Source organism: Streptomyces sp. NP160 (genome assembly GCF_006335115.1).
GTDB lineage: Bacteria > Actinomycetota > Actinomycetes > Actinomycetales > Quadrisphaeraceae > Quadrisphaera.
The window spans coordinates 15,517-39,788 of sequence record NZ_VDMJ01000040.1; the positions used below are offsets into that span (position 1 = coordinate 15,517).

Annotated in this window: 19 protein-coding genes; 15 read left to right on the top strand and 4 right to left on the bottom strand. The window is 75.9% G+C overall.

The features are described from left to right. Window positions 1–96: 96 nt before the first annotated feature. The 9 genes from FHN55_RS24180 to FHN55_RS18070 all read left to right on the top strand — a co-directional run bounded on the left by FHN55_RS24180 (window position 97) and on the right by FHN55_RS18070 (window position 11,309). Window positions 97–3,156: a LuxR family transcriptional regulator gene (locus FHN55_RS24180; protein WP_180357933.1), complete on the top strand. Its 3,060-nt coding sequence runs from the start codon at window positions 97–99 to the stop codon at window positions 3,154–3,156. Window positions 3,157–3,282: 126 nt separating this feature from the next. Next, the gene (locus FHN55_RS18035) at window positions 3,283–4,599 is read left to right on the top strand and encodes an extracellular solute-binding protein (RefSeq protein WP_139713724.1); all 1,317 of its coding nucleotides are present in this window, start codon (window positions 3,283–3,285) and stop codon (window positions 4,597–4,599) included. A 3-nt stretch (window positions 4,600–4,602) separates the two neighbouring features. Then, window positions 4,603–5,538: a carbohydrate ABC transporter permease gene (locus FHN55_RS18040; protein WP_218974808.1), complete on the top strand. Its 936-nt coding sequence runs from the start codon at window positions 4,603–4,605 to the stop codon at window positions 5,536–5,538. Continuing rightward, window positions 5,535–6,443 (top strand): carbohydrate ABC transporter permease, encoded by a 909-nt coding sequence (locus FHN55_RS18045; RefSeq protein WP_139713726.1) that lies wholly within the window; start codon window positions 5,535–5,537, stop codon window positions 6,441–6,443. The genes FHN55_RS18040 and FHN55_RS18045 overlap by 4 nt, the downstream gene beginning before the upstream one ends. Beyond that, window positions 6,430–7,944, top strand: coding sequence for a YcaO-like family protein (locus FHN55_RS18050; RefSeq protein WP_139713727.1), 1,515 nt, complete (start codon window positions 6,430–6,432; stop codon window positions 7,942–7,944). The genes FHN55_RS18045 and FHN55_RS18050 overlap by 14 nt, the downstream gene beginning before the upstream one ends. Further along, the gene (locus FHN55_RS18055) at window positions 7,941–8,990 is read left to right on the top strand and encodes a hypothetical protein (protein ID WP_139713728.1); all 1,050 of its coding nucleotides are present in this window, start codon (window positions 7,941–7,943) and stop codon (window positions 8,988–8,990) included. The genes FHN55_RS18050 and FHN55_RS18055 overlap by 4 nt, the downstream gene beginning before the upstream one ends. A gap of 11 nt (window positions 8,991–9,001) precedes the next feature. Then, a complete protein-coding gene (miaA, locus tag FHN55_RS18060; RefSeq protein WP_139713730.1) occupies window positions 9,002–9,949 on the top strand; it encodes a tRNA (adenosine(37)-N6)-dimethylallyltransferase MiaA in 948 nt (315 codons plus the stop codon). A 10-nt stretch (window positions 9,950–9,959) separates the two neighbouring features. Beyond that, window positions 9,960–10,919 (top strand): diaminopimelate epimerase, encoded by a 960-nt coding sequence (gene dapF, locus FHN55_RS18065; RefSeq protein WP_139713732.1) that lies wholly within the window; start codon window positions 9,960–9,962, stop codon window positions 10,917–10,919. A 204-nt stretch (window positions 10,920–11,123) separates the two neighbouring features. Continuing rightward, on the top strand, window positions 11,124–11,309 hold the full coding sequence (locus tag FHN55_RS18070) for a hypothetical protein (protein WP_139713733.1): 186 nt from the start codon (window positions 11,124–11,126) through the stop codon (window positions 11,307–11,309). Here FHN55_RS18070 and FHN55_RS18075 read toward each other — a convergent pair. Further along, on the bottom strand, window positions 11,293–11,934 hold the full coding sequence (locus FHN55_RS18075; RefSeq protein WP_139713735.1) for a class I SAM-dependent methyltransferase: 642 nt from the start codon (window positions 11,932–11,934) through the stop codon (window positions 11,293–11,295). The two genes, FHN55_RS18070 and FHN55_RS18075, sit on opposite strands and share 17 nt — an antisense overlap. A 110-nt stretch (window positions 11,935–12,044) precedes the next feature. Here FHN55_RS18075 and hflX point away from each other — a divergent pair, with 110 nt between their 5' ends. Further along, on the top strand, window positions 12,045–13,538 hold the full coding sequence (hflX, locus tag FHN55_RS18080; RefSeq protein WP_139713736.1) for a GTPase HflX: 1,494 nt from the start codon (window positions 12,045–12,047) through the stop codon (window positions 13,536–13,538). Window positions 13,539–13,621: 83 nt separating this feature from the next. Here the strand turns inward: hflX and FHN55_RS18085 are convergent, their stop codons facing one another. Continuing rightward, window positions 13,622–14,236, bottom strand: coding sequence for a hypothetical protein (locus tag FHN55_RS18085; RefSeq protein WP_139713737.1), 615 nt, complete (start codon window positions 14,234–14,236; stop codon window positions 13,622–13,624). A gap of 522 nt (window positions 14,237–14,758) precedes the next feature. Here FHN55_RS18085 and FHN55_RS18090 point away from each other — a divergent pair. From FHN55_RS18090 to FHN55_RS18105, 4 genes are read left to right on the top strand one after another with little or no spacing between them, the layout of a single operon-like run. Next, complete coding sequence (locus FHN55_RS18090) at window positions 14,759–16,858, top strand: ATP-dependent DNA helicase (RefSeq protein ID WP_257571114.1); 2,100 nt, start codon at window positions 14,759–14,761, stop codon at window positions 16,856–16,858. Between the two features lie 9 nt (window positions 16,859–16,867). After that, window positions 16,868–17,278 (top strand): OsmC family protein, encoded by a 411-nt coding sequence (locus FHN55_RS18095; protein WP_139713739.1) that lies wholly within the window; start codon window positions 16,868–16,870, stop codon window positions 17,276–17,278. Window positions 17,279–17,302: 24 nt separating this feature from the next. Then, complete coding sequence (locus tag FHN55_RS18100; protein WP_139713741.1) at window positions 17,303–18,469, top strand: NAD(P)/FAD-dependent oxidoreductase; 1,167 nt, start codon at window positions 17,303–17,305, stop codon at window positions 18,467–18,469. A 40-nt stretch (window positions 18,470–18,509) separates the two neighbouring features. Continuing rightward, entirely contained in the window at window positions 18,510–19,982 is a 1,473-nt protein-coding gene (locus FHN55_RS18105; protein ID WP_180357934.1) for an Nramp family divalent metal transporter, read from the top strand. 4 nt (window positions 19,983–19,986) lie between these two features. On the opposite strand, the gene lexA is transcribed toward FHN55_RS18105, so the two are convergent. After that, window positions 19,987–20,670, bottom strand: coding sequence for a transcriptional repressor LexA (lexA, locus tag FHN55_RS18110; RefSeq protein WP_139713742.1), 684 nt, complete (start codon window positions 20,668–20,670; stop codon window positions 19,987–19,989). Between the two features lie 120 nt (window positions 20,671–20,790). Between lexA and FHN55_RS18115 the strand changes: the two genes are divergently transcribed. Continuing rightward, a complete protein-coding gene (locus tag FHN55_RS18115) occupies window positions 20,791–22,275 on the top strand; it encodes a cytosine permease (RefSeq protein WP_257571115.1) in 1,485 nt (494 codons plus the stop codon). Here FHN55_RS18115 and FHN55_RS18120 read toward each other — a convergent pair. Continuing rightward, the gene (locus FHN55_RS18120) at window positions 22,256–24,238 is read right to left on the bottom strand and encodes a glycoside hydrolase family 2 protein (RefSeq protein ID WP_139713744.1); all 1,983 of its coding nucleotides are present in this window, start codon (window positions 24,236–24,238) and stop codon (window positions 22,256–22,258) included. The genes FHN55_RS18115 and FHN55_RS18120 overlap by 20 nt on opposite strands. Between the last annotated feature and the right edge of the window lie 34 nt (window positions 24,239–24,272).

The window sequence follows — 24,272 nt, forward strand, 5'->3', positions numbered from 1 at the left end:
CTGGGGACCCGCACTGGACGCCGAGACCTCCCTGCGCCGCGAGCGCCTCGCCCGAGACCTGCGCCGGCCCGCGCGGGCGAGGGGAGGATGGGCCGCGTGGACCAGCCTGATCCCGGCGCGACGCCGATCGTCGGCCGCGACGCAGAGCTGAGCGACCTGGCCGCGGCGCTGGAGCGCGCCGCGGCCGGCCGGCCCGGCGCGGTGCTCCTCACCGGGGACGCCGGCGTCGGCAAGACCCGGCTGCTGCGCACCGCTGCGGACCTGGCCCGCGGGCGCGGGGCGCGGGTCCTGGTGGGGCACTGCCTGGACCTCGGCGACGTCGGGGTGCCGTTCCTGCCCGTCGCGGAGGTGCTCAGCGCCCTCGTGTCGGCCGCTGCCGACGACGACGCCGTGCGGGCGGCGCTGACGCAGCGGCCCGTCCTCGCGCGCCTGTCGCCGGCGGTGCGGGAGCTGCTGGGCGGCCAGGCCGCGGCGGACCCCGCCTCCGCCGACCGTCTGGCGCTGTTCGAGGCGGTGGAGGGGCTGCTCGCCGACCTCGCCGGCAGGGACGGTGGGGCGCCGGTCGTGCTGGTGCTGGAGGACCTCCACTGGGCCGACGCCTCCACGCGCGACCTGCTGCGCTTCCTGCTCGCGCGCCTGCGGGTCGGCCGGCTGCTGGTGCTGGCCTCGGTGCGCGCGGAGGACCTCCACCGCCGCCACCCGCTGCGCCCCCTCCTGGTCGAGCTGAGCAGGCTCGCGGCCGTGCGGCGCCTGGAGGTGGGACCGCTCGAGCGCGACGCGCTCCTGCAGCACCTGCGCCACCTGGGGGCGGCCGGCGGTGCGCCCCGCACCGAGGCCCAGCTGGCCGCGGTGGCGACCCGCAGCGCGGGCAACCCCTACTACGCCGAGGAGCTGCTCGTCAGCAGCTCCTCGGGAGCCGCCGGCGTCCCCGAGGCGGTCTCCGACGTGCTCCTGGGGCGGACCGCCGTGCTCGACGAGCCGGCGCGGCGGGCGGTCGCCGCGGCCGCCGTGGGCGGTCCGGTGGTCTCCGACCGCCTCCTGCGGCAGGTGCTGCAGGAGGCGCTGGACGTGCCGCCGGACGCGGCGCTGGAGCAGGCGGTGGGCGCCGCCGTGCTCGTGCCGCGCGCCGACGGGTACGCCTTCCGGCACGCGCTGCTCCAGGAGGCCGTCCTCGACGACCTGCTGCCCGGTGAGCGCACCGCGCTGCACGCCTCCTACGCGCGGCTGCTCGCTGCGGCCGCCGGCGCGGGTGCGCCGCTGGCGCCCGCCGCCGAGCTCGCCCGGCACGCGCTGGCCAGCCACGACACGGCTGCGGCGCTGGCCGCCAGCGCCGCGGCCGCGGCCGAGGCCCTGGACCGCCTGGCGCCCGCCGAGGCGCTGCGCCACGTCGAGCAGGCGCTGTCGCTGCTGCCCGTGGTGCCGGGCGCCGACGAGGCCGCGCTGGCCGCTCCGCTCACGGACGCCCTGGCCTCCCACCAGTCCAGCGCTCCGCTGCTGTCCGCGGTGGCCGCCGAGCTCGCCTCGCGCGCCGGTGAGCTGGGACGCGCCGTCGAGCACGCCCGCCGCGCCGTGGCCCTCAGCGACGGGGGTGCCGGCGGGCCGCTGCAGGCGGTGGAGGCCCGCACGCGGGCGGCGCTGCACCTGCTCGCCGCCGACGTCGACGGGTCGATGACCGCGCAGGCCGCCGGCCTCCTCGACGACGCCGAGCAGCTGGTCGGGCAGCTGGACGGGCAGCTGGACGGGCAGCTGGACGGACCGGCCACGGCTGCCGTGCGCGCGCGGCTGCTCGTGCAGCGGGGCCGCGTGCACCTCGCCCGCGACGAGCTCGCTGCTGCGGAGGGCGCCGCCGAGGAGGCGCTCCCGCTGGCCCGCGCCGCCGGCGACGCGGCGGCCGAGGCCGAGGCGCGGGCCACGCTCGCCGTCGTCCACGACGTCGCCGGGGCGGACGCGCAGGTCGCCGAGCACCTGGGCCGCGCCCTCGCGCTGGCCGCGGCGGCCGCCGACCCCCTCGCGGCCTCCAGGGCCGGCTACCTGCTCGCCGTGCACCACTGGGGCGCCGGGCGCGTCCCGGAGGCGCTCGCGGGGTTCGAGCGCGTCAGCGCCGAGCTGGCCGCCCAGGGGCTGGCCTGGAGCCGCTACGGGGTGGCGGCGGTGTGGATGACCTCGGTGGCCCGGTACGCCTCCGGTGACCTCACCGGGGCCGCCGCGGCCTCGGCCCGCGGGGCCTCGGGGCCCGACCCCGTGCACCGGGCCCTGTCGCAGGCCGCTGGCCTGCAGGTGGAGGCGGCGCTCGGGCGGGAGGGCGTCGCCGAGCGCGCGGAGGCGCTGCTGCCGGCCGTGGCCCCCGACCCGCTCTCCACGATGGTCGCCCTCGGCGGCCGCACCGAGGCGCTGGCCTGGCAGGGGCGCCCGGCCGAGGCGGCCCGGGCGGCGACCGACGCCCTCGCGGTGGCGGAGGGGGTGGACCTCGAGGAGGCGCTCTCCGGGATCTGGCTGTCCGCGCTGGCCGTGGGCTCGCTCGCCGACGCCGGCGGCGACCCGGCGGAGGGGACCGAGCTGGCCCGCCGCGGACGGGTGCTCGCCGAGCGGCCCCCCGGCCGCGGTGGTCCGCTGGGGCCGGAGGGGCGGGCCTGGCTGGCGCGCCTGGACGCCGAGCTGGCCCGCCTGGCCGAGCCCGGCTCGGCCGCCGCGGTGGCGTCCTGGCGGGCGGCGCTGGAGGCGTTCGGCTACGGCCACCGCTACGAGCTGGCGCGCTGCCGGTGGCGCCTGGCGGAGGCCCTGCTCGACACCGGCCGGCCCGAGGCCCGCACCGAGGCCCGCGAGCTGCTGGCGACCGCCCTCGGCGAGGCCGAGCGCATGGCCGCGGCGCCGCTGGCCGTCGCCGTCCGCGACCTCGCGCGCCGGGCGCGGCTGCGTCTGGACGGCGGACCGGGCGCGCAGGGCGTCGTCGTCGACAGCCCGCTGACGGCCCGGGAGGCGGCGGTGCTGGCCCTCGTGGCGCAGGGGCTCACCAACCGCAGGGCGGGGGAGCGGCTGTTCATCAGCGAGAAGACCGTCAGCGTCCACCTGTCCAACGCCATGGCCAAGCTGGGCGCCTCAGGGCGCGCCGAGGCCGTGGCGGTGGCCACCCGGCGCGGCCTGCTGCCGCCCGCCTGATCTGTGGCCTGCGTCACGATGTGGTGACGGACCCGGTCTCGGGGTGCGTCCACCCTCGAACGGCCGTAGCAAGGGGCCGTTCGGCGGGCCACCGCCGAGCTGCCCCGAACTCAGCGGAGGAACGCCATGCACCGGACACCGTGGTCTCGCCGGCAGTTCCTCGGCGCCCTGGGCGCCGGGGGAGCGGCCGCCCTCGGGGCGGGCTCGCTGGCCAGCTGCTCCAGCTCCTCGGGCTCCGGCTCGGGCTCGGGGTCTGGCGACGGGGGGCTGACCTTCACGCTCTGGGGCGGTGACGAGGAGGTCCAGGCCTTCCAGGCCGTGGCCGACGCCTTCGAGCAGTCGGAGGGCACGAAGGTCACCCTCAACCAGCTGCCGTACACCGAGGTGCTGCCCTCGGTGGACTCCCGGTTGCAGGCCCAGGACCCGCCGGACCTGTTCCGGGTGTCCTACATCGACATCGGCAGGTACACCACGCTCGGCGTGCTGGCCGACATCTCCGACGCGCTGCCCTCCGGCTACGCCGACGCCTTCACCCCGGCGCTGTGGAAGGCCGTGCAGGACCCGGACGGCAGGCCGGTCGGGGTGCCCCACCACACCGACTGCTCGGCCATCGTCTACAACGCCCCCGCCTTCGCGGCCGCCGGGATCACCGCGCCCACCTCGCTGGACCAGGCCTGGACCTGGGAGCAGTTCCAGCAGGTGCTCACCGAGGTCAAGGGCGCCAACGGCGGCAAGTACCCGGTGGCGATCAACTGGCAGGCCGCCGGCGCCTACCGCTGGCTGAGCTTCCTCGCGCAGGCCGGCGGCTCGGTCTTCAACGACGACCTGTCGCAGGTGACCATCGCCTCCGACGCCGGGAGGAAGGCGCTCACCTACACGCAGGGGCTCTACACCTCCGGCCTGCACGACCCCACCTTCCTCGTGCAGGCGGCCAACTACCCGGACGAGACGTTCCCCACCGGCCAGCCGCTGTCCATCGCCACCGGCGACTTCAACCTCCCCTCCCTGGTCTCCACCGCCACCGGCTTCGACTGGGGCGCCACCTACCTGCCGCGCGACGCCGCCGCCGCCACCGACCTCGGCGGCAACGCCGTCGTGGTGCCGGACGGGCCCAACGTCGAGGCCGCCGCGAAGTTCGCGGCGTTCCTGGCCAACGCGGAGAACATGAAGAGCTTCTGCGAGGCCACCACGGTGCTGCCCACCCGCAGCGACGTCACCGACCTCACCTACGCCGTCCGCCCCGACCTCATGCCGGTCTTCGTGGAGCAGGCGACCACCATCCCCGAGAGCCTCGTGGCCGCCAGCACCTCCCCGGTGTTCACCCAGGTCAACCAGGCCCTCCAGCAGCAGCTGGAGGGGGCCTTCGCCGGCGGTGCGGACGTCGACTCCACGCTCGAGTCCCTGCAGCAGGCGATCGAGCAGGCCCTCCAGCAGCAGGCCTGACCCGTGGCGCTCCTCGGCTCGGCCGCGGCCCTGCAGGACTCGCCGTCGTCGGCGAGGCGCGTCCGCCGCACCCGCCGCCGGGGCGAGGCCGTGGCGGGCCTCGCCCTGGCCGCCCCCGCCCTGCTCGTCTTCGCCGTCTTCATGTTCGTGCCCCTGGGCATGACGGCGTACTACTCGCTGACCCGGTACACCGGCTTCGGGCAGCCGCGCTTCCAGGGCCTGGAGAACTTCGTCCAGATCGGCTCGGACCCGCTGTTCTGGCGGGCGCTGACCAACACCGCGGTCTTCACGGTGGTCAGCGTGCCGCTGAGCGTGCTCGGCGGGCTGGGCCTGGCGCTGCTGCTCAACCGCCACCTGCCCGGGCGGGGGCTGCTGCGGGCGCTCTTCTACGTGCCCGTGGTCATCTCCGCCGTCTCGGCGGGCATCATCGCCCGCTGGATCTTCAACGAGAACTTCGGCGTGGCCAACCGGCTCCTGTCGCTGCTGGGGCTGCCCGAGGTGGGCTGGCAGACCGACGGGCCGGCGGCGCTGGCCTCCGTCATCGCCGTGCAGGTGTGGACGAGCCTGGGCTTCGCCATGGTCGTCTACCTGGCGGGGCTGCAGGGCATCAGCGGCGAGGTCTACGAGGCCGCCGAGCTCGACGGCGCAGGCCGCTGGCGCGTGCTGCGCTCCATCACCTGGCCGCTGCTCGGGCCCACCACGTTCTTCATCCTCGTCTACATGGTCATCACGTCGTTCCAGGTCTTCGACATCGTGGTGATCATGACCGGGGGCGGTCCGCAGAACGCCACCACCTTCCTGGTCAACTACGCCTACGACTCCGGCTTCGAGCAGCGCCGCCAGGGGTACGCCGCGGCCCTCGGCGTGGTGCTCTTCGCCATCGTCATGGTCCTCACGCTGCTGCAGTGGCGCGCGGGCCGCCGGAGGGACCTCGCATGAGCGCCGCCACGCAGCCCCGGACCGCCGGCTCCGGCGCCACCGCCGTCCCGCGCCGCCGCCCCGCGCGCGGCGCCCCCTCGCGCCGCGGCGCGGAGCGCCGCGTCACCGGCTGGCGGCTCACCGCGGCGGTGCTCCTCGCCGCCGTCGTGGTCTTCCCGCTGTACTGGATGCTCGTGACGGCGCTGTCGAGCCCCGGCGCCCTCACCCGGCCGGACGCCGCGCTCTGGCCCACCGAGCTGCGCTGGGAGAACTTCACGCGGCCCCTGGAGCAGTTCCCCTTCGCGCGGTGGGCGCTGAACTCGGCGACCATCGCCGTCATCTCGGTGGCGCTCACGGTGGCCATCAACCTGGCCGCCGGCTACGCCTTCGCCAAGCTCGACTTCCCGCTGAAGAACACGCTCTTCCTCGCGATCGTCGGCACGCTGATGATCCCCGTGCAGGTGATCATGGTGGCGCAGTTCCAGCTGGTCATCGACCTGGGGCTGGTCAACACCCCCACGGGCGTGGTGCTGCCGCGGCTGGCGGAGGCTTTCGGACTGTTCCTGGCCCGCCAGTTCATGGACGCCATCCCCGACGAGCTCCTCGAGGCGGCCCGCGTGGACGGCGCCAGCGCCCTGCGCACCTTCGTCTCCATCGTGCTGCCGCTGAGCAAGCCGCTGGTGGCCGTGCTCGTGATCTTCACCTTCATGTGGCGCTGGAACGAGTTCATCTGGCCGCTCATCGTGCTGCCCGACCCCGACGCCTTCACCCTGCCGCTGGGCCTGCGCTTCCTGCAGCAGCAGTTCGGCAACGACTACGGCTCCCTCATGGCGATGTCGCTGCTGTCGATCCTGCCGATGCTGGTGGTCTTCGCCGTCTTCCAGCGGTACTTCGTGGAGGGGGTCGCGCGCAGTGGGCTCAAGTGAGGGGTCCGCGCGCGGCCTGGAGGGTGCGGCCGGCGCCTACCGCGCCGCGCTCGAGGCTCCGGGGACGCTCACCGAGTGGTCGCTGACCCGGTACGACACCACCGGGATGCCCGTGGTCGCCACCGCGTGGGACCCGCCCGCGGGCCCGGAGGGCGGCGGCGACGCCCACGGCGTCGGGTACGGCGCCTCCGAGCTGGAGGCCCGGGTCGGGGCCCTGGGCGAGCTCGCGGAACGCGTCGCCCTGGCGCCGCGGCTGCGGTCGGCGCTGGCGGGCGCCCGCCGCGCCTCCCTCGCCGAGCTGGTCGCCGAGGTGGGGGCGCAGGGCGTGGTGGACCCCCTCGAGCTGGCGCTGCCCGCCGGCTCGCCGCACACCGCCGACTCCCCGCTCGACTGGGTGCCCGCGGTGCGCTGGCGCACCGGTGAGCAGGTCCTCGTGCCCGCCGACGCCGCCGCCTACGACGGCTCCCTGCGCTCCCCGGGCGGACCGGGGCAGCTGTTCACGCCGGTCTCCAACGGCCTGGGCGCGGGTGCCGGGGACGACGCCCTGGTCCGGGCCGTCTCGCACGGCCTGCTCGAGCTGCTCCAGCGCGACGGCGACACCGTGAGCTTCAAGGCCCTCGACACCGGCGAGGTGGTGGACGTCGAGGCGCTGGCCGCCGGTGACGCCGAGCTGGCCGGCGTGCTCGCGCAGCTGCGCGCCGCGGGCACCGAGCCGGTGGTCAAGCTCGCCAGCACCGAGCTGGTGCCCGTCGTGTTCTGCCACGGAAGCCACGAGGTCGACGGCACGCCGCCGCTGGCCGTGGGCGCCGTCGGTGAGGCGGCCCACCCCGACGCGGTGCTCGCCGTGCGCAAGGCGCTGCTCGAGCACGCCGCCTCCCGCGCCCGCCGGGTCTTCGCCTTCGGTCCCCTCGACGACGTCCGCCGCCTCAGCCCGGACTACTGGGAGCTCGAGCAGCAGCGCCCGGTGGGGGAGCAGGAGCCGCGGGCGCTGCACGAGGCGGCCGGCTGGGCGCGCCTGGACCTGGCGGGCGTGCGCGCCGCCGTGGAGCCCGCCTTCTCCCGGCGCACCCGCACGGTGGGGGTGGCCGAGCTGCTCGCGGTCTCCAGCCCCGGCGAGCGCGGCCCGGCGCAGCTGCTCGAGCTGCTGCTCGGCAGGCTGGAGGGCTTCGACGTGCTCGTGGTCGCCTCCGACGAGGGCGACGGCGGGCCCGGCGGAGTGCGGTCCGCCAAGGTGGTGGTCCCCGGGCTGGAGGTGGAGACGCTGTCGTACGGACGCATCGGCGAGCGCGTGGCGCGCCGGCTGCTGGAGCGCGAGGACCCGCTGGTCACGAGGGCCCCCGGACCCGGTCGCCTGCCCGTCCGCCTCACCGCCGCCGCCACCGAGCGCCTCGGCGGACCGGTGTGGTGGGACGCCGACCGCGCCGCCGCCGCGCTCGGGCCGCTGTACCCGCTGTACCGCGAGCCTCGCCGGCACGCCCCGCAGCGGCTGGGCCTGGCGTGAGCACCCCCTCGTCCCCGGCGCTGCAGCTCCTGCGGCGCGCCCAGGACCGCGACCTGGCGGGCGAGGGCATCCCCGTGGCGCTCGCCCTGCTCGACGAGACCGGCGCGGACCCCGCCGCTGCGTCGGCGGTGGCGTCCCCGGCCGACGCCGCCCTCGTCGCCCAGCTCGACGCGCTGCGCGCCGAGCTGGCCCCGGACCAGCGCGACGGCGACCTCGGCGTCATCGCCTCCCTGGTCACCGCCGCCGCCTTCCACGAGGCCGAGCAGCTGGGCCGGCCGGCGCCGGAGGCGGGACCGCCGCCGCCGTCGTCGTCCTCGCGGACCGGGCGAGCGCGCCTGGGGTGGCGCCGCCACCGCGAGGCGCTGGCCGCCGGCCGCGTCCTGCGGGTGGTCAACTACCACAACACCCCCGAGCACGGCCGCGACGGCCTGCGCGCCGAGCTGGCGCGCTTCGCCGAGCACTGGGTGGGCGTCGGGTGGGAGGACCTGCTGGCCTTCTACGCGGCCGGCGCCTGGCCCGACGACCGGCCGCGCTTCGCCCCCGTCTTCTACGAGGGCTACGCCAACAGCGCCCAGGTGGCCGCTCCGGTGTGCGAGGAGCTGGGGCTGACCGGCTGGTTCCCGGTGTGCACCGGGTTCCTGCAGTGCCCGCCCGCGCAGCAGGAGCTGTTCGCCCGCTCGCACTTCATCGCCGTCGACCCCGCCGAGCGGGACGGGCGGCGCCTCGCGATGTCGCCCGAGGAGGCCGCGGCGCTCGCGGGCCGGCACGTGGTGCTGCCGCACACCTCCTCCCACGACGGCATCGGCGAGACCTCCCTGGGCGCGGGTGAGGACGACGTCGAGCGGGAGGTCGCCGCGCCGCTGCGCCTGCTGCAGGAGTGGACCGGCGGGCGCGCCGCACCCGCCACCGCCTGGATGGGCGGCACGCCGTGGGGGCTGCACCCCGGGCACGACGCCGCGGTGCGCGCAGCGGGCCACCAGCTGGTCATCAGCAACACGGCGGTGCAGCGCGTCGCCGCGGGGGACGCCGCGCAGCGGGCTGGCTAGCCTGGCCGACCGTGCCAGCCGCCGTCGTCGCCGTCGTGGGGCCCACCGCCACCGGCAAGTCGGACCTGGCGGTGGAGCTGGCCCTGGCGACCGGCGGCGAGGTGGTCAACGCCGACGCCTCCCAGCTCTACCGGGGGATGGACGTCGGCACCGCCAAGCTGTCGGTGGAGGAGCGGCGCGGTGTGCCGCACCACCTGCTCGACGTGCTGGACGTGCGCGAGGAGGCCCGGGTGGCCGCCTACCAGCGCGCGGCGCGGGCCGCGCTCGCCGACGTGGTGGGGCGCGGCCGCACCGCCGTCCTCGTGGGCGGCTCGGGGCTGTACGTGCGGGCGGCGCTGGACGAGCTGGCCTTCCCCGAGACCGACCCGGCGGTGAGGGCGCGGCTGGAGGCTGAGCTGGCGGCGGCGGGACCCGGCGGCGAGGCGCAGCTGAGGGCCCGGCTCGCGGCGGCGGACCCGGTGGCCGAGGCCGCCATCACCCGGGGGAACGTGCGCCGCGTGGTGCGGGCCCTGGAGGTGGTCGAGGTGACGGGCCGCCCGTTCAGCGCCTCCATGCCGCTGCGGCGCTACAGCGACGCGGTGGACGCGCTGGGCGCTGTGGTGCAGGTGGGCCTGCGGGCCGACCGCGAGGTGCTGCGGGAGCGGATCGCCGCCCGGGTGGAGGCGATGGCCCGCGACGGGCTCGTGGAGGAGGTGGCCCGCCTGGCGGAGGCGGGGCTGCGCGAGGGCGCCACCGCCAGCCGCGCCCTCGGCTACGCCCAGCTCCTCGACGCCCTCGACGGCCGCTGCAGCGTGGCCGAGGCGCTCGAGGCCACGGTGCACGGCACCCGCCGGTACGCCCGCCGGCAGCTGTCGTGGTTCGGCGCCGACCCCCGCGTGCAGTGGCTCGACACCGACGCGCTGCTGGCCTCCGGCGGCCGCGGCGCGGTGGTCCAGGCGGCGCTCAGGCTGCTCGCCTAGGCTCGCGGGCGTGACCAGCACCCTCGCGTTCACCAAGGGGCACGGGACGCAGAACGACTTCGTGCTGCTCACCGATCCCGACGGCGCCCTCGCGCTGGACCCCGTGCTCGCCGCGCGCCTGTGCGACCGGCGCGCCGGCCTCGGCGCCGACGGCGTCATCCGGGCCGTGCGCAGCGACGCCCTCCCCGAGGGCGCGGCCGCCCTGGCCGAGGACGGCGCCGCGGTGTGGTTCATGGACTACCGGAACTCCGACGGCTCGGTCGCGGAGATGTGCGGCAACGGCGTGAGGGTGCTCGTGGCGCACCTGCTGGCCGAGGGCCTGGTCGAGGAGGCCGAGCTGCGCAGCGGCCCGGGCCTGGCCGTGGGCACCCGCGCCGGCGTGCGCCGCGTCCGGCGCGTGCGCGGACCCGAGGGGGAGGACTGGCTCGCCGTCGACATGGGCCCCTGGCACCTCGTCGACCCGGTCGGCGCCGCTGAGCGCGGCGCCGACGCCGAGGTGGGGGTCCACGGGCTCGACGGCGTGCGCAGGCCCGGCCTGTCCGTCGACGTCGGCAACCCCCACACCGTGGTGGCGCTGGCCTCGGCCGCGGAGCTGGAGGCCGCCGACCTGGGCCGCGCGCCCGAGGTCGACCCGCTGCCGCCGCACGGCACCAACGTGGAGCTGGTGATCGTGGAGGACGCGGTCGGGCGCTCGGGCGCGTCCGAGCAGCCGCTCGGGGTCATCAGGATGCGCGTGCACGAGCGCGGCTCGGGGGAGACCCGCTCCTGCGGCACGGGGGCCTGCGCCGCGGCGCTCGCCGTGCGCAGCTGGGCCGGAGGCGCGCAGGCCGGCGCCCCGGAGCGGTGGCTGGTCCACGTCCCGGGTGGCACGGTGGCGGTGCGCGCCCTGGAGGGCCAGCGCGTGGAGCTGGCCGGGCCGGCGGTGCTGGTGGCCCGCGGCGAGGTGGACCTGGCCCTCCTGGAGGGCTGACCGCGGCGCGCCCGGCGTCCGCGACACGCCGGTCGTGATGCCTTCGTGATGTGACGTCTGGCTACTGGTGGGGCAGGAGTGCACTCCTGCCCGCTGTGGGCGACGATCTCTGGGCTGTGAGGGTGACCACTTCGGGCAAAGTGGTTGCTGCTCACCCTGCGTCGGGGAACCCTTGACCCAGGGCAACGGGGGGAGACGGTCGCGGTGGAGAGCACGGCCACGAAGAGCGCACTGCTCGACGCGCGCACGCACGCCGCGGTGGCGGCGCTGGCGGCCGTCAACGACCCCCGCACCGACGGCGACGAGCGCCTGCGCCGCCGCGAGCGGCTGCTGCACCAGCTGGCCATGGAGCGCCAGCGCAAGCAGCGCCGCCTCAGCCGGACCGCCTGACCTCCAGCACGCGGAACCCCTTGCGGGAGCCGGAGCGCTCGGCGGTCCAGCCGTGCTGCTCGCCCTGCTCGCCGATCCAGCGCTGCAGCGAGTCGGCGCCGAGGTCCTTGGCCACCACCAGGTGCGCGCTGCCGCCCGGCGCCAGCCGCGGCAGCCAGTGCAGCAGCAGCGCGTGCAGCGCCGGCTTGCCGATGCGGATCGGCGGGTTGGACCAGATCGCGGCGAAGCGGGCTTCGTCGTCGACCTCCTCGGGGGCTGCGGTGCGCACCCCGCGCAGGCCCAGGGACGCGGCGTTGGCGGCGGTGAGGTCGCGGGCGCGCTCGTTGACGTCCACCGCCCACACGCGGCGGGTGGCGGGCTCGGGCGACCTCATCGCCAGGGTGAGCGCCACCGGTCCCCAGCCGCAGCCCAGGTCGAGCAGGTCGCCGTCCGCGGGCGGGTCGCCCACGAGGTCCAGCAGGACGGCGGTGCCGAGGTCGAGGCGGTGCCCGCTGAACACCGACGGCGCCGTGACCAGCTCCAGCTCGCGCCCGTCGAGGTGGACCCGCAGCGGCCGGCGCTCGTCGGCGCTGGCGGGGGAGGCGCTGAAGTAGTGCTCCGGCGGCTGGTCGGGCTCGTCACGCACTGCGGGAGGCTATCCGTGAGCTCGAGGGGCGGAAACACCGTCGACGTCCCGGGCGTTGTGAGGAACAGTGGGCGGCTCGCAGTCAGCGAGCCGCACGACGCAGGAGGCGCATGACCACCACGGCCCAGTCCACGACCCGTACCGCTGACGACGCCGTCAGCCGCATCCTGGCCCGCCACGGCGGCGCGGTCCCGGCAGCGGTGGCGGACGGCGGACGGGACTACGACGGCGAGCAGTACGACCTCGAGGAGCGCAACGCGCTGCGACGGGTCGGTGGCCTCGCCAGCGAGCTGTCCACCGAGCTCACCGACGTCACCGAGGTCGAGTACCGCCAGCTCCGCCTGGAGCGCGTGGTGCTGGCCGGCGTGTGGTCGAGCGCGACCGCGTCCGCGGAGGACGCCGAGAACTCCCTGCGGGAGCTCGCCGCGCTGGCCGAGACCGCCGGCTCGACCGTCCTCGACGGCGTGCTGCAGCGGCGCGACACCCCCGACCCGGGCACCTGGCTCGGCTCGGGCAAGGCGAACGAGCTCAAGGGCGTCGTCTCCGCCGCCGGCGCCGACACGGTGATCGCCGACGGCGAGCTGTCGCCGTCCCAGCGCCGCGCGCTGGAGGACATCGTCAAGGTCAAGGTCATCGACAGGACCGCCCTGATCCTCGACATCTTCGCCCAGCACGCGAAGTCCAAGGAGGGCAAGGCCCAGGTCGAGCTGGCGCAGCTGGAGTACCTGCTCCCGCGCCTGCGCGGCTGGGGCGAGTCGATGTCCCGCCAGGCCGGTGGCCGCGTCGCCGGCGGTGAGGGCATCGGCTCCCGCGGACCCGGTGAGACCAAGATCGAGCTCGACCGGCGCCGCATCCGCACCCGGATGGCCAAGCTGCGCCGCGAGATCAAGGAGATGCGGCCCGCCCGCGAGACGCGGCGCCAGTCGCGCCGCCGCGGGGCCGTGCCCAGCGTCGTCATCGCCGGGTACACCAACGCCGGCAAGTCCTCGCTGCTCAACCGCCTCACGGGGGCGGGCGTGCTCGTGGAGGACGCGCTGTTCGCCACGCTGGACCCGACGGTGCGCCGCTCGCAGACGCCCGACGGGCGCACGATGACGCTGTCGGACACGGTCGGCTTCGTCCGTTCGCTGCCCACGCAGCTGGTGGAGGCGTTCCGCTCCACGCTGGAGGAGGTCGGCGAGGCCGACGTCCTGCTGCACGTGGTCGACGCCTCCCACCCCGACCCGGAGGGGCAGATCTCCGCGGTGCGCGACGTGCTGGCCGAGGTCGGCACGCACGGCGGGGACGGGCCCGTGGAGGTCGTCGTCCTCAACAAGTGCGACCAGGCCGACCCGGAGGTCGTCTCGCGGCTGCTGCGCCGCGAGCGCGGCTCGGTGGTCGTCTCGGCGCGCACGGGCGAGGGCCTGGAGGCGCTGCGCGAGCGCATCGGCGAGGTGCTCCCGCACCCGGAGGTGCTGGTCGACGTGGTGGTGCCCTACTCCAGGGGCGACCTGGTCTCGCGCGTGCACTCCACCGGCGAGGTGCTCTCCACCGAGCACACCGAGACCGGCACGCGCGTCCGCGCGCGGGTCGCCCCCGACCTCGCCGCGGAGCTCACCGCCTGACCCCCAGCAGGTGAGGCGACGAGTGCGGAGTCCAGGGTCAGGATCACGACGATCCTGACCCTGGACTCCGCACTCGCGGCAGTTCAGCGACCAGTGAGCGCGCGGCGGACCCGGTCCACGGTCTCCTCACGAGCCCACGGTCGGTGCCGGTCCAGGCTCCCGCCGACCAGGACGACGACCGTCCAGCCGGCCTCGCGCAGCCGCGTCCGCTTGTCCTCGTCGTGGCGCCACTGGTCCTGGCCCTTGAGGCGGTGGACGTCCCCGTCGTACTCGACGATGACGCGCTGCTCGAACCAGACCATGTCGACCTGCCACAGCCGACCGGTGGCGTCCGGCACCCACCGTCCGCACTCCGGTTCCGGCAGCCCCGAGCTCACGAACAGCAGGCGCGCCTCGGTCTCCATGGGGGAGTCGACCTGGTGGCGCACGTCTGCGAGGACGAGTCGCAGCTGCCGCGCGCCGCGGCAGCCGCTGCGCAGGTCCACCGCGACCTGCATCTCCTCGTGCGACGCGTGATGGCGTCGGACGGCGTCGCCGAGAGCCACCCCGTCGACGTGGGGCAGGCCGGGTGCTAGGTCGCACCAGGCGCTCACCGGGTCCTGCAGCCGCAGCCCGTCCCACGCCGGCAGGAGCGCCGAGGCGTCCCCGCCCGTGGTGAGGACGAGCCCGTCGTGCTGCCGCACGCGGCCGACGCTCACGCCGCGGACCTCGGGGCGCACGACACCCGCCGGGACCCGCGCCTGGAGGAGCCCGCCGACGGGCTCAGGGCGCCCCCAGGGCGTCGGCAGCCCGAGCAGGCGCACCGCGGTCCACTCCGAGAACCCAGCGGAGGGCGGCAGAGCCAGGCGCGCGGCAGCCACATCCAGTGCCAGCCCGGGTGCGAGGCCCGGGTGCGAGGCCCGGTGGCACCCGCACGCCGCGGTGCGGGGTGGTGAAGCGCGGTGGACGCAGCACGTCGGCCGTGGGTCCCATCTCGCGCGCCTCGGCCACGCTGAAGGGGCGACGCAGCAGCTCGGGTGGGACGTCGGCTCGGCGCGGCACCGCATCACCGTGCCGCGCGAGGGCTCCTTCCTGCTGTCGTCGTCCACAGGCGTCCGCGAGGGCGGAGTCCGGGGCCAGGAAGTGCTCGATGGTGACCTCGGACTCCGCTCTCGGGGCGCCTGGAGGGGGGCTGTGGACGAACGCGGCCGCCGGTCGGTGGCGCTGCGTAGGGTGGCTCGGTGCCGAAGCCCAGCCGCGGAGCCGACCCCTCCGACCTCCTCGACGCCGCCGTCGCGGCGCTGGGCGGGGCCCCGCGCGAGGGGCAGCAGAAGATGGTCGCCGCCGTCTCCCAGGCGGTCCGCTCGGGTCGCCACCTCCTCGTGCAGGCCGGGACGGGCACCGGCAAGTCGCTGGGCTACCTGGTGCCGCTGGCCGCGCACGCCGCCGAGACGGGCACCCCGGGCGTGGTCTCCACGGCGACGCTGGCGCTGCAGGCGCAGGTGGTCGACCGGGACCTGCCCCGGCTGTCCCAGGCGCTGCGCCCGCTGCTGGGCCGGGAGCTGACGTGGCAGACCGTCAAGGGCCGCGCCCACTACGTGTGCCGGCAGAAGCTGGTGGGGGGCTTCCCCGAGGACGAGCCGGAGGCGCTGCCCGGCATGGAGCTGGTCGGCGGGGCCGAGCGCGCCACGGACCGTCGCCCCGCCGCGAGCTCGGCCACCAGCCAGCTCGGCCGGGAGGTCGCCAGGCTGCACCGCTGGGCGCAGGACACCGAGACCGGAGACCGCGACGAGCTGGTCCCCGGCGTCTCCGAGCGCGCCTGGCGCCAGGTCTCGGTGAGCTCGCGCGAGTGCCTCGGCGCCACCCGCTGCCCCATGGCGGAGGAGTGCCACGTCGAGCTGGCGCGGGCGCGGGCCAAGGAGGTGGACGTGGTCGTCACCAACCACGCGCTGCTGGCCATCGACGCCGTCGAGGACGTGCAGCTGCTGCCCGAGCACGACGTCGTCGTCATCGACGAGGCCCACGAGCTGGTCGACCGGGTCACCTCGGTGGCCACGGGGTCGCTGTCGGCCTCGGCGGTGGCCCAGGCCGCGACCACCGCGCGCCGCCAGGGCGGTCTCGACCCCACGTCGGCTGAGCGGCTGCGCGTCGCCTCCGACGACCTCGGCGCCGTGCTCGAGGAGGCCCCCGTCGGCAGGTACGCGCGGGGCCTGCCCGAGGGCGTGCGCCTGGCCGTGGCGGGCGTGCGCGACGCCGCCCGCGAGGCCCTGTCGGGCCTCAAGGGCGAGGGGGGCCAGAAGGACGACGACGGCGAAGCGGCGGCCGGCAAGCAGGTCGCCCGCGCCGCGCTGAGCGAGGTCTTCGACGTGGCCGAGCGGCTCGTCGAGGTGGGCCCCGCGGGAGACGCGCCCGGTGAGGACGTCGCGTGGCTCGAGGCCCCCGGCGCCTGGCGCCGTGACGAGGAGCCGCGGCCGCGCGTGCTGCACGTGGCGCCGCTGAGCGTGGCGATGACGCTGCGCGAGCACCTCTTCGGCGGCTCCACGGTGGTGCTGACCTCGGCCACGCTGACGCCGGGCGGGTCCTTCGACGCCGCCGCCGGCGCGCTGGGCCTGCAGGGAGCGGGGGCGCCGCAGTGGACCGCGCTCGACGTCGGCAGCCCGTTCGACCACGCCAAGCAGGGGATCCTCTACGTGGCCGAGCACCTGCCCCAGCCCGGCCGCGAGGGCCCGGTGCCGGAGGTGCTGGAGGAGGTCGAGCGACTGGTCATCGCCGCCGGCGGCCGGGCTCTGGGGCTGTTCTCCTCCCGCCGCGCCGCCGAGGCCGCCGCGGAGGCCCTCGGCGACCGGCTCGCCCAGCACGGCATCTCCGTGCTCTGCCAGGGCGACGACACCGTGCCCAACCTCGTCCGCGAGTTCGCCGAGGACCCGCGCACCTGCCTGTTCGGCACGCTGACGCTGTGGCAGGGCGTGGACGTGCCGGGCCCGAGCTGCCAGCTGGTCATCCTCGACCGGATCCCGTTCCCCCGCCCGGACGACCCGCTGGCCTCGGCCCGCGCCGAGGCGGCCGACCGCGCCGGGGGCAACGGGTTCATGGCCGTCTCCGCCACCCACGCGGCGCTCCTGCTCGCGCAGGGCGCCGGGCGGCTGCTGCGCAGCACCTCCGACCGCGGCGTGGTGGCGCTGCTCGACCCGCGGCTGGCCACCAAGCGGTACGGCTCCTTCCTGCGGGCGAGCCTGCCGCCGCTGTGGCCGACCACCGACACCGAGGTGGTGCTGGGCGCGCTGCGACGCCTGGACGCCGCGGCCACTGATCAAGAGGCGAGGGTCACCGAGCCTGCTTAGCGTGATCGCATGACCTCCCAGAGCAGCGAGACCACCGTCCAGGACGCCACGGCCACCGCCGTGGCCGGCAGCGTGAAGACCTCCGACGGCGTCCTGGAGGCGGCCACGCAGCTGGCCGGTGAGTCCGCCGGTGACCGCACCACCCCCGAGCACCTCATGGCCGCCGCCACCGCCGCGTGCCTGCAGCAGTCGATCGGCATCGCCGCCTCCACCCAGGACGTCGACGCCAGCGACGCGCAGGTCACTGCGCACGTGGTCCTGACCACGGCGGAGGAGGCCGGCTACACCTCCCACATCACCCTGGAGGTCAGCGGTCTCGCCGACGACGTCGCCGAGCGCGTGCTGGAGCAGGCCCAGCAGATCTGCCCGTTCACCAAGGCCCTGGCGGGCTCCGACCTCACCGTGAAGCTGGCCGCCTGACAGGATCCGGCACGTGAGTCAGGCATGAGCCAGCACTGGGACCTGGTCGTCGTCGGGGCCGGGCCGGCCGGCTCGGCGGCCGCCCTGGGCGCGCTGCACCAGCGCGCGGACGCGCGGGTCCTGCTGCTGGACCGTGCCGACTTCCCTCGCGACAAGGTCTGCGGCGACGGGGTGGCTCCGCACGCCTTGGACGTCCTGGAGACCGTCGGCGTCACCGGCCTGCTCGACGACTGGCCGGTGGCGCCGCGCCTGCGCATCTCCGTGGTCGGCGCCCCCGGGGTGCCGGTGGTCGAGCAGGCCATGGCGCGGCCGGCGCAGGTGGTGCCGCGCGCGGTCCTGGACGAGCGGATCCTGCGGGCCGCCCTGGACCGCGGCGCGGTGCTGCGCCGGGCCCGGGTGCGTGACGTGCTGCAGGACGGCGCGGGCGTCGGCGTCGTCCTGTCCGACGGTGAGGTGGTGCGCGGGCGCGTCGTGGTGGGTGCCGACGGCGCCCACTCGGAGGTGCGGCGGGCCCTGGGCCCGGCGGCCGTGCCCCCGCAGAAGCGGGGGACGACGGCGATCGCGGTGCGGGCGTACGCGCCCGTGCTGCCGCAGCACGACGGCGTGCAGGTGCTCGCGTTCTCGCAGGACACCGACAGGCCCAGCTACGCGTGGTCCTTCCCCGTCGGCGACGGCCGGGCCAACGTGGGCTTCGGGCAGCTGGTCGACTCGCGCTCGTCCGCGGGGGAGGCGCCCACGCGGGCCCGGCTGCTGGAGCGCCTCGAGGAGCTGCTGCCGGGGACCACGGCGGGCGCCGAGCAGGTGGCCGGGCACCCGCTGCCGCTCTCGACGGGCCGCGGCGGTGTGTGGTCGGTGGGGCGCGTGCTGCTCGTCGGCGACGCCGCCAGCCTCGTCAACCCGGTCACCGGCGAGGGCATCTACTACGCGGTGCTGTCCGGGGTGCTCGCCGGGCGAGCGGCCCTCGGCGGTGGGCGCTACGACGCGATGCTCCGCGAGGCCCTCGTCGGCCACCTGCGGCACACCGACCTCGCGGCCCGGCTGGTGCGCAGCGACCACCTCCTGCACGCGGCGCTGCGCGCGTCGGCCCGCGACGGCGGCGTCTTCGACGACGTCGCCGACATCGGCCTGGCCCGCGGCCGCCTCACGCGCCGCGTGGTCACGGGGATGGGCCGGGCGCTGGTCGGGCGCTGATCGGTTGGCGCTCACGGGTGACGTGCGCCACGGTGGCCGCATGTCCACCCGCGACGACGCGGCCGGCCAGCGCGGGCCGAGCGCCACCACCGTCCTGGACCCGTTCCGCGGGTCGAAGCTCGCGGTGCCGGAGGTCCGCGAGCTCCCGAAGCCGCCGAGCCGGTGGCTCCCGCTCATCGGTCCGGGCATCATCGCCGCCGGCGTGGGCCTGTCCAGCGGCGAGTTCGTGCTGTTCCCGTTCATCGCCTCCCAGGTGGGGCTGGTGTTCGTGTGGGCGGCGGTGGTCGGGGTGGTCACGCAGTTCTTCGTGACGATGGAGATCGAGCGGTACGCCCTGGCGACCGGCGAGACGGCGGTGACCGGCTTCAGCCGGTTCTGGCCGCACTGGGGGCTGGTCTTCGCGATCCTCACCTACGGCGCCAACCTCTGGCCGGGGTGGGCGACCAGCTCGGCGACGCTCATCAGCTTCCTCACCGGCGGGACGCCGCGGTACATCGCCATCGGCCTGCTCGTGGCGATCGGGCTCATCCTCACGCTCGCCCCGGTGGTGTACGTGGCGCTGGAGAAGATCCAGATGGTCAAGGTGGCGGCGGTGCTGCTGCTGCTCGTGGTGGGCGCCTTCGCCGCCATCACGGCCACCGCCTGGCGGGACGTGCCCACCATCGTCACGGAGGCGACCTTCCCGGCTGCCGAGCTCGGCTTCGCCACGCTCTTCGGCGCCATGATCTTCGCCGGCGCGGGCGGCGGGCAGAACCTCGTGCAGTCCAACTGGATCCGCGACAAGGGCTTCGGCATGGGCCACTACGTCCCGCGCCTGCAGAGCCCCGTCACCGGTGAGCCCGAGGCCGTGCCGAGCACCGGCTACGTCTTCCGCACCGAAGGGCCGGAGGGCGAGGAGAACCTGCGGCGCTGGCGCGGCTGGTGGCGCTTCGCCAACATCGAGCAGCTCAGCACCTTCGTCGCCATCACCGTGGTGTCCATCTTCTTCACGTCGCTGCTGGCCTACTCCACCGTCTTCGGCCTGGAGGACCTGCCCAACGACATCCAGTTCGTGCGGGTGGAGGGCGAGCAGCTGGCCGAGGCCGTCGGCGACTGGTTCGGCGTGTTCTTCTGGATCATCGGCGCGTTCTCCCTGTTCGGCGCCGCCCTCGGCATCACCGACTACACGAGCCGCATGGCCGCGGACGTGCTGAAGACCAGCTACCTCAGGGGCGCTGACGAGAGCCGCATCTACTTCTGGCTCACCTGGGGCCTGGTGGCCATCGGCTGCGTGGTGCTGCTGGTCGGCTTCGACCAGCCGATCGCCCTCGTCGTCGTCTCCGCCACCGTCGGCGGGCTCATGATGACGATCTACTCGGCGCTGCTCATCGCCACCAACCGCAAGCTGCTCCCGGCGCCGCTGCGCGTCAAGGGAGTGCGGCTGGCGCTGCTCGTGGCCGCCATCCTCATCTACGGGACGGCGACCGTGCTGACCATGAGCCAGCAGATCCCGAAGCTCTTCGGAGGCGAGTGACGCCTCAGAGCGAGCGGAGCACCGTGACGACGCGGCCCAGGACCGTGGCCTCGGTGCCGTCGATGGGCGAGAAGGCCTCGTTGCGCGGCATGAGCCAGACCCGGCCCTCGCGGCGCTGCAGCACCTTGACCGTGGCCTCGCCGTCGATCATGGCGGCGACCACCTCGCCGTTCTCGGCGACTGGCTGGCGGCGGACCACCACGTAGTCGCCGTCGCAGATGGCGGCGTCGACCATGGAGTCGCCCACGACGCGCAGGGTGAACAGCTCGCCCTCGCCGACCAGCTGGCGGGGCAGGGCGAAGACGTCCTCCACCTCCTGCTCGGCCAGCAGCGGGGCGCCCGCGGCGATGCGGCCGACCAGCGGGACGAACGCGGTCTCCTCGCTGTCCGGCACCGCGGGGGCCGCGGGCTCCCCGGCCGCTCGACCGGAGGTGCGGGCGGCGTCGACCACCTCGATGGCGCGCGGGCGGTTCGGGTCGCGGCGCAGGTAGCCCTTGCGCTCGAGGGTCACCAGCTGGTGGGCGACGCTGCTGGGGCTGTGCAGGCCCACGACCTTGCCGATCTCCCGCATGCTCGGCGGGTAGCCGCGGCTGGAGACCGACTCGCGGATGGTGTCGAGGACGGCGCGCTGGCGGCTGGTGAGGTCGTCAGTGCGGGTGGGGGAGCCCTTGGGGGCGGTCGTCGCCACGGACGCAGCGTAGTGGATCGATGACGCGGATCTCAAACAGGCGTTCGACGGGCGCGCCGCGGGCCGTGCGGAGGCCCGTCCAGCACTGCTGGGCGCCCCACCAGCGCCTATGGTTCCGACGTGCTGCCCCCCGACGCCGCTCCCGCCACCGCGACGCCCTCGCTGTCGCGCGTGGAGGTCAACGGCCTCAACGTCATCGACGAGTCCGAGCGCAAGGGGAAGCCCTCCAGCCTGTTCTGGCCCTGGTTCGCCGCCAACGTCTCGGTCTTCGGCATCGCCAACGGCGCCTTCGTGCTGGGCTTCGGGCTCAGCTGGTGGCAGGCGCTGCTCGCCGGCGTCGTCGGCGTGGTGGCCTCCTTCCTCCTGTGCGGGCTGGTGGCCCTCGGCGGCACGCGGGCGTCGGCGCCGACCATGGTGGTCAGCCGCGCAGCCTTCGGCGTCCGCGGCAACCGCCTGCCCTCGGCGGTCAGCTGGCTGCTCACGGTCGGCTGGGAGACCGTGCTCGTGTCCCTGGCCGCGCTCGCCACCGCCACCGTGTTCACGACCCTCGGCTGGGGCGGCGGAGCCGTCACCAAGGCGGTCGCGCTCGTCGTCGTCGTCCTGCTGGTGGTCGGCGCGGGGGTGCTCGGCTTCGACGCGATCATGCGACTGCAGACGGTCATCACCGTGGTGACGGGCGTGCTGACCCTGGTCTTCCTGGCGCTGCGGGCCGGGGACCTCAGCTGGTCCGCCTTCGCCGCCATGCCGAGCGGCTCCTGGCAGGCCCTGGTGGGGGCCACCGTCTTCACCATGACCCTGTTCGGCCTGGGGTGGGTCAACGCCGCGGGCGACTACTCCCGCTACCTGCCGCGCCACTCCTCGCGGCCCGGCGTGGTCTGGTGGACCACCTTCGGCGGCGCCGCGGCGCCCCTGGTGCTGCTGGTCTTCGGCATGCTGCTCGCCGCCTCCTCCACCGAGTTCTACGACGGCGCCAGCACCGACCCCATCGGCGCGCTGGCCTCCGGCCTGCCGGTGTGGTTCCTCGTGCCGTTCGCGCTGGTGGCCGTGCTGTCGCTGGTCGGCGGCGCCGTGCTCGACATCTACTCCTCCGGCCTGGCCCTGCTCTCCCTCGGCCTGCCCGCCCCGCGCTGGGTGGCGGCCCTGGTCGACGGCGCGCTCATGGTGGCCGGCGCGGTGTACGTGGTCTTCGTCTCCGCCGACTTCCTCACCCCGTTCCAGGGCTTCCTCATCACCCTCGGCGTGCCGATCGCCGCGTGGGCGGGGGCCGCCATCGCCGACCTGGTCCGCCGCTCCGGCGCCTACGACGACGCCGCGCTCTTCGACCCCGCCGGCCCCTACGGCTCGGTGCGCTGGGGCCCGGTGGCCGTGCTCCTGCTCGCCACCGCCGTCGGCTGGGGCCTGGTGGTCAACACCAGCGCCACCTGGCTCGGCTGGCAGGGCTACCTCATGGGTCCGCTCGGCCTGGGGGGCAAGAGCGGCGACTGGACCTTCGCGAACCTCGGGGTGCTCGTGGCGCTGGTCATCGGCTTCGCCGGGCAGCTGCTGCTCACCCCGTCGGCGAGGAAGACCCTGCGCACCGGAGCGCTCAGCCGCGCTCGCCGGTGAGCTCGCCGGTGAGCTCGCCGGTGACGAGCCCGCGCAGCTGCGCCAGCGGCAGCTTGGGCGTGCGGTCTTCGGTGACCAGGCCGTTGGCCTCCTGCAGCGTGTCCGCCAGCTGCGTGTAGCACCACCCGACCAGCCCGCCGGCCTCGACGCAGGCGTTGGCCGCGCCCAGCAGGTCGCCCAGGCGGCGGGCGAAGTCGTCGGCGTCCCAGGCGGTCGAGTAGCCCCAGGTCGCGCCCTCGGGCGCCGAGGAGCCGGGGGTGAACCTCACCCCGCCGAACTCGCTGAGCACGAGCGGCCGCTCCTCGTCGGGCAGGTCGCCGCCCCGGGCGCCCCCGGCCACCCTCAGGCGCCGCCCGTTGGCGGTCACGCGGGCCGAGGGCGACGACGGCGAGGGCACGCCCACCAGCGCCGCGGCGGCCTCCGGGGAGCCGTAGCGGGACAGCAGCACCTGGCCGGAGTCCGTGTAGTCGTGCACGGTCCACACGTCGGAGTCGGTGTGCTCCCACCCGTCGTTGCTGATGACGGGCCGGGTCGGGTCGAGCGCCCTGGTCAGAGCCGCCAGCGCCGTCGCGTACGCGCGCTCCCCGGCGCAGGCGGCGACGTCCTGCACGCCCCAGCTCTCGTTGAGGGGCACCCACGCGACGACGCTGGGGTGGCTCGCGTCGCGGCGCACCACCTCCAGCCACTCCGCCGTCAGCAGCGACACCGCGCGCGCGGTGTGGGCGTAGGCGTTGGCGGTCTCGGCCCACACCGTGATGCCGAGGCGGTCGCACCAGTGCAGGAACCGCGGGTCCTCCACCTTCTGGTGGATGCGGACGGAGTCGAAGCCGAGGTCGGCCAGCAGCTGCGCCTCGGTGCGCAGCCGCTCGGCGCTGGCGGCCAGGTGGGTGTCGGGCCACCAGCCCTGGTCGAGCACCGAGCGCAGCGTGCGCGGCGTGCCGTTGAGCATGAGCCGCCCGGCGCCCACTCCCACCGAGCGCATCCCCAGGTAGCTGGCGACGGCGTCGAGCTCGTCGCCGGGGGAGCTCGGGGAGCCGGCCAGCAGCCGCACCTGCGCGTCCACGAGGTGCGGGTGCTCCGGGCTCCACAGCAGCGCCTCGCGCTCCTGGCCGTGCCGCAGCAGCGGCACCGCGAGGGCCACCTCCACGCGCGGGCCCCCTCGCTCGGCGGGTCCGGGCACGGCGACCACGGCCTCGGCGAGCACGCGCTCGTCGCCGTCAGCGCCGAGGGAGAGGCGGACGGCGAGGCTGGCCGGCTCCACCGGGGTGCTCGACAGCTCCGCGACCAGGTGCACGGTCGCGCCGGTCAGGTCGGTGGTCCAGGTGAGGTGCTCGATGCTCACCGCGGGCACCACCTCGGCCCACACCGTCTGCCAGATCCCGGAGGTGCGGCGGTACCAGATGGCGTGGGGGGCGTCGTGCCAGTCCTGCTTGCCGCGGGGCAGCTCGGGGTCGCGGGCGTCGTCGACGGCGCGGACCACGAGCACGTGCTCGAGGTCCAGGTCCAGCTGGTCGGCGTCGAGCAGCTCGGTGACGTCGGCGGAGAACGGCGTCTGCCCGCCGGTGTGCTCGGCCACGAGCTGCCCGTCGAACCAGACCCGGGCGCCGTGGTCGACCGCGCCGAAGCGCAGCACCAGCCGCGCTCCCTCCCCGAGCGCCTCGGCGCCCGCGACGTCGCGCAGGCGCAGGCCGCGGCGGTACCAGAGCTCCGCGAACGGGCCCTGCTCGCCCACGCCGGACGCCGCGCTCTCCGGCGGGTAGGGGACGACGACGTCGCGCTCGAAGCCCGCCCGCTGCGTGAGGTCGGAGCCTCGCCACAGGCCCCGGGGGGAGGGGGCTCCGGCGGGCACCAGCCCGAGCTGCCAGGTGCCGTCGAGGTCGGTCCAGCGCTCTCGCAGCAGCTGGGGCCGCGGGTGCTCCCCGGTCTGGGCGCTGGCTCGGGGGAGGTGTGCCGTCTCTGCCACGGCCCGGAGTGTGCCACGCCCCGTCGCGCTCGCA

What these genes read in the sequence shown, in the direction of transcription:
- hflX (WP_139713736.1), top strand. Translation starts at nt 12,045, where the DNA reads ATGACCACCACGGCCCAGTCCACGACCCGTACCGCTGACGACGCCGTC.
- FHN55_RS18035 (WP_139713724.1), top strand. Translation starts at nt 3,283, where the DNA reads ATGCACCGGACACCGTGGTCTCGCCGGCAGTTCCTCGGCGCCCTGGGC.
- FHN55_RS18095 (WP_139713739.1), top strand. Translation starts at nt 16,868, where the DNA reads ATGACCTCCCAGAGCAGCGAGACCACCGTCCAGGACGCCACGGCCACC.
- FHN55_RS18045 (WP_139713726.1), top strand. Translation starts at nt 5,535, where the DNA reads ATGAGCGCCGCCACGCAGCCCCGGACCGCCGGCTCCGGCGCCACCGCC.
- FHN55_RS18105 (WP_180357934.1), top strand. Translation starts at nt 18,510, where the DNA reads ATGTCCACCCGCGACGACGCGGCCGGCCAGCGCGGGCCGAGCGCCACC.
- FHN55_RS18100 (WP_139713741.1), top strand. Translation starts at nt 17,303, where the DNA reads ATGAGCCAGCACTGGGACCTGGTCGTCGTCGGGGCCGGGCCGGCCGGC.